At 35.4% G+C, this 6,600-nt stretch carries 6 protein-coding genes and 2 tRNA genes; 1 reads left to right on the plus strand and 7 read right to left on the minus strand.

Going from position 1 to position 6,600, the window contains the following annotated elements; translation table 11 throughout:
- Window positions 1-6: 6 nt before the first annotated feature.
- The 5 genes from DESTER_RS07895 to DESTER_RS07915 all read right to left on the minus strand — a co-directional run bounded on the left by DESTER_RS07895 (window position 7) and on the right by DESTER_RS07915 (window position 3,521).
- On the minus strand, window positions 7-1,272 hold the full coding sequence (locus tag DESTER_RS07895) for an MgtC/SapB family protein (protein ID WP_013639112.1): 1,266 nt from the start codon (window positions 1,270-1,272) through the stop codon (window positions 7-9).
- On the minus strand, window positions 1,265-2,113 hold the full coding sequence (locus DESTER_RS07900; protein WP_013639113.1) for a shikimate dehydrogenase: 849 nt from the start codon (window positions 2,111-2,113) through the stop codon (window positions 1,265-1,267). The genes DESTER_RS07895 and DESTER_RS07900 overlap by 8 nt, the downstream gene beginning before the upstream one ends.
- A gap of 210 nt (window positions 2,114-2,323) precedes the next feature.
- Window positions 2,324-2,402 (minus strand) — tRNA-Asp (locus tag DESTER_RS07905).
- 5 nt (window positions 2,403-2,407) lie between these two features.
- Window positions 2,408-2,483, minus strand: a tRNA-Val gene (locus DESTER_RS07910).
- Window positions 2,484-2,522: 39 nt separating this feature from the next.
- The gene (locus DESTER_RS07915) at window positions 2,523-3,521 is read right to left on the minus strand and encodes an IS5-like element ISDeth1 family transposase (RefSeq protein ID WP_013639114.1); all 999 of its coding nucleotides are present in this window, start codon (window positions 3,519-3,521) and stop codon (window positions 2,523-2,525) included.
- Window positions 3,522-3,584: 63 nt separating this feature from the next.
- Here DESTER_RS07915 and DESTER_RS07920 point away from each other — a divergent pair, with 63 nt between their 5' ends.
- On the plus strand, window positions 3,585-4,064 hold the full coding sequence (locus DESTER_RS07920; protein ID WP_013639115.1) for a DUF2062 domain-containing protein: 480 nt from the start codon (window positions 3,585-3,587) through the stop codon (window positions 4,062-4,064).
- 1 nt (window position 4,065) lies between these two features.
- Here the strand turns inward: DESTER_RS07920 and DESTER_RS07925 are convergent, their stop codons facing one another.
- On the minus strand, window positions 4,066-4,872 hold the full coding sequence (locus DESTER_RS07925; protein ID WP_013639116.1) for a RecB family exonuclease: 807 nt from the start codon (window positions 4,870-4,872) through the stop codon (window positions 4,066-4,068).
- On the minus strand, window positions 4,847-6,577 hold the full coding sequence (locus DESTER_RS07930; protein ID WP_013639117.1) for a proline--tRNA ligase: 1,731 nt from the start codon (window positions 6,575-6,577) through the stop codon (window positions 4,847-4,849). Before DESTER_RS07930 ends, DESTER_RS07925 begins: the two co-directional genes overlap by 26 nt.
- Between the last annotated feature and the right edge of the window lie 23 nt (window positions 6,578-6,600).

The raw sequence follows: 6,600 nt of genomic DNA on the forward strand, positions 1-6,600 counted from the left end.
CTATTTTTATAGAATTAAGAGTAAAATTCCTATTCCTAATATTTCTCCACTAATTAAAGCAATAAACCCCGGAGTTACTAACTTAAAAAGTTCCTTACTTCCCATAAAAATTGTCAAAAGCCATTTAAGCAAAGTATTAATGGTTGCTGCTAAGATAATAGAAATAACACCTGTTAAAAGAGTAATTTCATCTCCCTTAAAAAGCTTTAAAACAGAAAGAGTTATCGCATCTACATCAGAAAGTCCAGAAATTGCAGCAATTAAATAAAGGCCGTAATCTCCAAGATACTTAAGAGTAGTCCTAGATATAAAAAGTATAAATGCATAAAAAGCACCAAACTTTATAGCATTAGAAAGTTCATAAGGGTTTTTTATCTCGACTTTTGTAACTTCCTCTCTTTCAAGACTGGATATTCTGTATGCAAAAAAGATGCCTATAAGAAAGGCTGTCAAAAAAGGTATCACTAAATACTCAGTAAACTTTAGATTAACAATTCCCGCGATAAAAATTATTCTCGGAAACATAATTGCAGAAGCACTGATAATACCAGCAGCATATTCGTGTAATAAGAGCTTATTCGTTTTAGAAAGGGAAGAAAAGGTTGCAGCAACAGCAGTGCTTGAAACAAGTCCCCCAAGTAAACCAGCAAAAAGAATCCCTCTCTCTCCAAAAACTTTTGTTAGGAAATAACCTAAAAAATCAAGAGTTGATATTACTACAACCATTGTCCAAACTTCGCGAGGATTAACACCATAAAAGTTTTTATCAGGAAGAAGCGGATACAAAATAACAGTAACAGCTGCAAATTTTAAAAAGGCAAAAAGATCTTCCACTGTAAGATTCTTTACAAAATCGTGCATTTGCTCCTTAAAGGTAAGAATAAAAAGAACGGTTACAGCAATTGCAGAGGCTAATTGGAGTTCTTCCTTATAGCAGAGAATTCCTATTAAAAATGTCAAAAGAGCAGAAATTTCAGATGTAAGACCTGGTAATTTTTCAAATACCTGTGCAATGACCAAAAGTGCTGAAAAAGCAAAAAAAACTACGTAAAGAAGAGGACTTCCAAAGTAGGTAGCAATATGAGATGAAAGAGTTCCAAGAAGAGCTATCAAAATAAAAGTTCTAATTCCTCCAAACGTAAGAGTCCCTTCTTTTTGCTTTTTAAACTCCCTCTCTATTCCTACGAGTCCACCAAGAATTGCAGAAACGAAGTAAGGCTCATAAAGCTTCCAGACTTCAGAATTTATAAGCTCCTTTAAGAAATCAACCATAAATTTCCTCTTCTAAAACTCTTCTCATAACCTCTACAGGAGCTTTTTTTTCTGTCCAGATTTCAAAAGCTATTGCTCCTTGATAAATAAGCATTCCCAATCCATTAACAATTTTACAGCCTTTTTCCTTTGCAGCTTTTAATAAGAGCGTTTCTGCCGGATTGTAAATTATGTCAACAACAGTTATTCCTTCAGGAATTAGAGAATAGTCAAAAAGCAAAGGATCGTCTGGTTTCATTCCAACAGAAGTAGTATTGATAATTATGTCTGTGTCCTTTAAAAGAGTTGCAACTGAATCTTCTCTTAGAGGAAAAACTAAAACGTTTCCTCGTTTTCCAAGGAGCTCTCCTACTATTTTTCCTTTTGAAAAATTTCTATTCACTATATTCAAAAACTTAGCTCCACCTTTTAAAACTGCATAACCAACAGCTCTTGCAGCTCCACCAGCTCCAAACATAGTTATCTTTTTTCCTTTAAGCTCAACACCTTCTTCTATAAGAGATTTAAGAAAACCATCAGCATCTGTGTTGTAACCGGTAAGCTTACCGTCTTCGATTTTTACAGTATTAACAGCCCCAAGAAACTCTGCATCTTCATCCACAAAATCAAGGTACTCAATAACATTTTCTTTGAAAGGAACAGTAACATTAAATCCTTTAACGTTAAGAGCTCTTAGACCCCTTACAGCTTCTCCTAAATTTTCTGGCTCTACCTCAAAAGGAACGTAAACTGCATCTATTCCAAGAGCCTTAAAAGCAGCAGTTTGCATAAGAGGAGAAAGAGAATGTTTTACAGGATATCCAATGATTCCATAAACAAAAGTTTTCCCTGTTAGTTTCATATCTACTCCCGGGTTTTAATCTTTAGTTAAAGGAAATTGTAATAAATCCCTAAAGTAGAGATTCTTTTTTTTTAAAGAAAACAAAAAAGAATCTTTGAAACAAACGTTTAAAGCAGAAACTTCCGAAGGAACTAAAGAGGTTTTTTAGAATGAGAAATGAAGTTAGTATGGAGATTGAAAGAAATTTTCAAGGATTAAGATTTGATTAAATGGCGGGGACGACGGGACTCGAACCCGCGACCTCCGGCGTGACAGGCCGGCGTTCTAACCAGAGCTGAACTACGTCCCCTAAAATGGTGGGCGGAACAGGGATCGAACCTGTGACCTCCAGCTTGTAAGGCTGGCGCTCTCCCAGCTGAGCTATCCGCCCAGTTGACGATAGGTAATATAGGAAGTATCAGGACTAATGTCAATAGTTTTTCAAAAAAAAATTTTTAAAACCTGAGAGTGTTTGAAAAATCATCCAGACAAAGAACAAAACTCCCATGTTAAAGAGGATAAACTTAGCTAAAACAAACAGTTGAGCTATATGAAAGCTCTTTGTTTTCTCGTAACTTCCAACATCCTGCTTAACTTCTCCAAAAATACTCTCTATCAGTCCTCTAAACCTGTAAATTTCATCAGATTCTAAAAGCTCTTTGCATTTAAGCCTAATCTCAGATTTAATTCCCTTCCTTAATGTTTCTCTCACCTTTATGTAAGGCTTTAAGCCTACTAACAGAACAAGCTCAATAAACTTAATGCTGTCATAAGCTTTGTCTCCTAAAAATGGCTTTCCTTTCAAAGCTCTCCATATAAATCCCCTTTCGTTTAACCACCTAACTATTTTCTCTCCAAGTTTCACTTCCGAAGCGTAACTCTCTCCAGGTAATGCAGTAAGAATGAACCTTTTTCCATCTTTTAGATGAACGCTTAATACAACAACTTTAACGTGGCTTTTTACCTCCTTTATCTCTTTGCCTCTTAGAATTTTCAATGGATAAATCTCATTGTATTTGAAGCCAGTTCCATCTATTATCAGAAATCTTAGTTCTTTATGATACTTCCCTAAGAGTCTTCGAGAGACAAAGTTCAGAAAATCTACAAGGAGAATGGAAGGTAGTTGCTTGAGTCGGTAATAATAGGTTGAAAAATCAGGAATATTCTCTCTTCCAAATATCTGAACTGCCAAATATTCAAGGTCTCTGAATGATAGGTTCCAGGCTACTTGGAGGAAAAGAAGGGTAAGAATTATCTCGTCAGGGTATTTCTTGGGTCTTCCTCTTTTGGTTTTAAAAGGATATAAATATACCAGTACAGCCTGTCCTCTCCGGTTCATGTATGTTTTTGATAGGTTGAGTACTTTGTGGAAATTTAGTCTTTTCGCTTTCATACCGGAGAGGATAGGCTTTTTTCTTAATTTTGGCAATTTTCAAACACCCTCTTAAAACCTTGCCAAAAAACGATAAATTGTTATAACATTGTATCTGTTATGAAGAATAGGATAAAGAGAGCCTTTTCTATCAAGTTTTACATAAAGAAGTTATTAGAATTAAGAGATAAACCAGACGAGACTGCTAAAGGTCTTGCTCTTGGTGTTTTTATTGGCTTTTTGCCAGTTAATGGATTTCAGGTTCTTATTGCCGTTACAATAGCAACTCTTACACGTGTAAGCAAAGTGGCTGCCGCAATAGGAACTCATGTCACAAATCCCTGGACAACAATTCCTGTTTTGATTATCGATTATTATGTCGGATGTTTTCTTCTTGGGAAAAAACCATGTCTTCTCAATATTAACTTTAGTTCGTTTCAAAGCATAATTTCGTGCGGAAAAGAAATAATTGTTCCAATGTTTGTAGGTGGTGCTTTCTTAGGAGCTATCTTTTCTGTTCTTTCTTATTTTGGGATAAAGAAACTTTTGAAAAAAGAGGCAAACATAATAAAAAATTACGTTAAAAAAGTTAGAAAGTAGATTAATAATTTGCTACTTGACATATATGCCTAAAATCACACCATCGACAGTTGGATTCACAAGGAGAAGGAATAAGTTCACTGAAGCTCTTACCAAGAAGTTCTCCTTCAATATTTTCAATTATAGGTAAGAGCCTCAGTTTAAAGAGCTTAAGATCATTCTCAGTAAAAATAAATCTGTTAACTGTTCCGTATCTAACATTGTGAACTTCAAGGGCAAACCTTTTAAACTCTGGAAACTTAACATTAGCAAGAAGAGCATACCAGCGAAGCTGAGTTTTTATTTTGTTGTTAAAATTCTTGCTTCTGCTGGTCTTGTGATCAACAATGTAAAGAGTGTCTCCCTTAGAGAAGACAAAATCTAATTTTCCTCTTAAAAAAACTCTTTCTGAGCAAAAATCGGAAAGAAGATTGAAATCTTTGTCAACAGCAAGTTCTAATTCTGAAGCAATAAATTTGCTTTCAGAAGCTCTCCTTAGCTGTCCATTTACATATTTAAGTATATTTGGAAAAAACTCTGCAATTTTATTAACTTCTGCCAAAGGTTCTTCTCTTTTGAAAGTTTCTGCAAAGTAGAAAAGAAGATCTCTACTAAGAGGTCTTTCTCTTTCAAATACTGCATTCAACGCATTTTCAAGAACAAAGTGAACCCCACTTCCAAGAACAAGAAAGTCTGCTCTTTCTAAGGGTTCCTTCTTTTCTACATAATTCCAGTAGAATTCATACTGACATCTTTTCGCTTTCTGAACCTTAGAAAAAGACCAAGGACGAAGGTGCTTTATTTCAATCCTGTTCTCTATTAATTCCATTCTTTCCTCTTACGAGCTCTCCAATCTTTTCTACTACCTTATTTACAGCAATTTCGAACCGCTCTCCTGTTTTTCTAACTTTTATTTCAACAACTCCTTCTCCTGCTTTTTTCCCAACTATAATTTGATAAGGAATACCTATAAGGTCTGCATCCTTAAACTTAAATCCAGGACGAGCATTTCGATCATCAATAGCAACATCAAAGCCATTTTTCTGAAGTTCATCGTAAATATTTTCAGCAGTTTCAATAATTTCTTCTTTTTTTACGTTAACAGGAATAACTATTACTTCAAAAGGTGCAATTTCTACCGGCCAGATTATTCCATTTTCATCATAATTTTGCTCTACAGCCGCAGCCATCACTCTTGTTACACCAATACCGTAACATCCCATAACCATAGGCTTTTCCTTTCCATCTTCGTCAACGAACGTAGCATTCATAGCTTGGCTATATTTAGTACCAAGCTTGAAAATGTGTCCAACTTCTATTCCTCTTTTTTCTATGAGAGGAGCTGCGCACTTTGGACAAGGATCTTCTCCTTTAACTTCAGCAAAGTCTACAAATTCCGTGACTTCAAAATCTCTTTCCCAGTTCACATTTTTAAGGTGATAATCTTTTTCTCCAGCTCCAGCAACAAAGTTAACCATAGAAACAACCGAGTAATCTGCATAAACAGGAATTTTTAATCCTACCGGTGAAAGAAAACCTTTCGGTTGTCCTGTGAACTTTTCTATCTCTTCATCAGTTGCAAGTCTGAGTTTGCTACCTTTAAAGAAGTTCTTTACTTTGAGTTCATTTACTTCTCTGTCTCCTCTAATAGCAATGGCTATAGGTTTTTCATCAACAATATAAACAAGGAGCTTTAAAATATTTTCTGGAGAAATTCCAAGAAATGCTGATACCTCTTCAATTCTTTTAACATCTGGAGTATGAACTTTTTCTACACTCTTAAAGTTCTCTTTTCTGCTTTCTGGAACTTTAGGCTCTTTTTGCTCTGCTTTTTCGGTACTTGCAGCATAGCCACACTTTTCACAATAGACAAGTTTCCCTTCTCCTGTATCAGCTATAACCATAAATTCATGAGAAAACTTTCCGCCAATTTCTCCAGTGTCTGCTTCAACAGCTTTAAAAACAAGTCCCATCTTCCTAAAAATTCTCGAGTAAGTTTCATACATATTCCAGTATTCTCTTTCAGCATCCTCGTTGGAAGCATGGAAAGAATAGGCATCTTTCATTATGAATTCTCGAGCTCTCATCAGACCAAAACGAGGACGAATTTCATCTCTAAATTTCCTTCCAATTTGATAAAGATTTAGAGGAAGGTCTTTATAAGACTTAACTTCTTTTCTAACAAGGTCTGTAATCATTTCCTCAGCTGTAGGCCCAAGAGCATAATCCCTGTCGTGTCTATCTTTAAACTTTATCATCTCCTTTCCATATACATCCCATCTTCCGCTTTCTATCCAAAGTTCTGCTGGATGCATAATCGGCAAGATAACTTCCTGAGCTCCAGCTTTATTCATTTCCTCTCTAATAACTTTTTCAATCTTTAAAAGAACCTTAACTCCAAGAGGCAAAATATCATAAAGACCTGAGGCCTTTTTTCTGATAAAACCAGCGCGAATCAATAACTTATGACTTGGAATTTCTGCATCTGCCGGTGATTCTTTCATAGTCGGTATAAACGCTCTTGAAAATCTCATGGCTCCTCCGTAATTTTTGCATT

The sequence above is a fragment of the Desulfurobacterium thermolithotrophum DSM 11699 genome, assembly GCF_000191045.1.
Taxonomy (GTDB): domain Bacteria; phylum Aquificota; class Aquificia; order Desulfurobacteriales; family Desulfurobacteriaceae; genus Desulfurobacterium; species Desulfurobacterium thermolithotrophum.